The 1568-nt window shown below is 48.2% G+C and carries 2 protein-coding genes; one reads left to right on the plus strand and one right to left on the minus strand.

What is annotated here, in order from left to right:
* Positions 1-998: threonine ammonia-lyase, biosynthetic (ilvA, locus tag R7D93_RS25225; RefSeq protein WP_318129553.1), on the plus strand; the 998-nt coding region annotated here is incomplete at its 5' end.
* Positions 999-1100: 102 nt separating this feature from the next.
* Here the strand turns inward: ilvA and R7D93_RS25230 are convergent.
* Positions 1101-1568, minus strand: a 468-nt coding sequence (locus tag R7D93_RS25230) for a LysR substrate-binding domain-containing protein (protein ID WP_318129554.1), incomplete at its 5' end; no start/stop codon positions are given.

The following is a 1568-nucleotide window of genomic DNA, read 5'->3' on the forward strand; positions in this document are numbered from 1 at the left end:
TCTTCGTGCCAGTTGGAGGCGGTGGCTTGGCCGCTGGTGTGGCGGTTCTGGTCAAGCAACTGATGCCAGAAATCAAAGTCATCGCCGTCGAACCTGAAGACTCGTCTTGTCTGAAAGCCGCGCTAGATGCAGGTGAACCTGTGGTACTCGACCAAGTCAGCATGTTTGCTGATGGTGTGGCGGTAAAACGCATCGGTGAAGAAACGTTCCGCTTGTGTCAGAAATACATTGATGGTCATGTGGCAGTTTCAAGCGATGAAATCTGCGCTGCCGTAAAAGACATTTTTGAGGATACTCGCGCGATTGCTGAACCATCCGGGGCGCTTGCGCTTGCTGGCTTGAAGAAGTTTGTTGAGCAAAACCAACTGGAAAACAAAAACCTTGCCACGGTGCTGTCTGGCGCAAATACCAACTTCCATGGTTTACGTTATGTTTCAGAGCGTTGTGAATTAGGTGAGAAGCGTGAAGGTCTATTAGCCGTGACGATTCCAGAACGCCAAGGCGCTTTCTTTGAATTCTGTAATCTGATTGGCGGCCGCGCTGTCACCGAGTTTAACTACCGTTACAACGATGATGAACTGGCGAATATCTTTGTTGGTGTACGCCTGCAAGGTGGTCAGGAAGAGCTGGATAACATCATTCGCGATCTACGCGAAGGTGGCTACCCAGTCGTGGATTTGTCCGACGATGAAATGGCCAAACTGCACATTCGTTACATGATCGGTGGCAAGCCCTCTAAACAGCTGAAAGAGCGTCTCTATAGCTTTGAATTTCCTGAGTATCCAGGCGCACTATTGAAGTTCTTAAGCACGCTTGGCACCCATTGGAACATTAGCCTATTCAACTACCGTAACCACGGCGCCGACTACGGACGCGTTCTATGTGGTTTCGAGTTAGATGAAAGCGATTTAGCCCAATTTTCAACGCATTTACGAGAACTTGGCTACCAATGTAAGGATGAAACCGATAATCCATCCTACAAGTTTTTCTTGTCTTAATTCGCCTTATCAACACCTCGCTACGGCGAGGTGTTTTGTTTCCAATTTACGGTTTCATGGACCAAGTGATGAGCTAATACTGAGATCGGATGATTCTTTTGACTAACACTGCAACCAATCTTGATGCAACTGATTCGGTGATCCCAAATAATCCACCATCCATTGGATCAACTTATGATCGTCATCTTTACGCCATACCAAACAGCATCGGCTCAAAGGCTTGTCATCTTGCAGCAGTTTCTCCACCAGCACACCTTCATGAATAAGTGGCATGGCAATATGACGCGGCATATACCCGACTCCAACGCCAGTTTTTAAACATTCAATCGCACTGTACCAATTGGGCAATAATAAGCGACGCTGCTTGGCATAGTGACCTGTGTGTCGTTTTGGCAGTACGTTCGATGTGTCATCCAGACAAATCGCGGGGAACTGGCTAACAAACTCTTCGGTGAGAACCTGCTGACGTACACAAGGATGAGCAGGCGACATGACAAACGCCCAATCCAACACACCCATGTCTTTCACTTCGAAATCCCCGCCGACCGGAACTGCTGAAGTGGCTCCGAC

This window comes from Vibrio sp. YT-15, assembly GCF_033337445.1.
Classification (GTDB): Bacteria; Pseudomonadota; Gammaproteobacteria; order Enterobacterales; family Vibrionaceae; genus Vibrio; species Vibrio alginolyticus.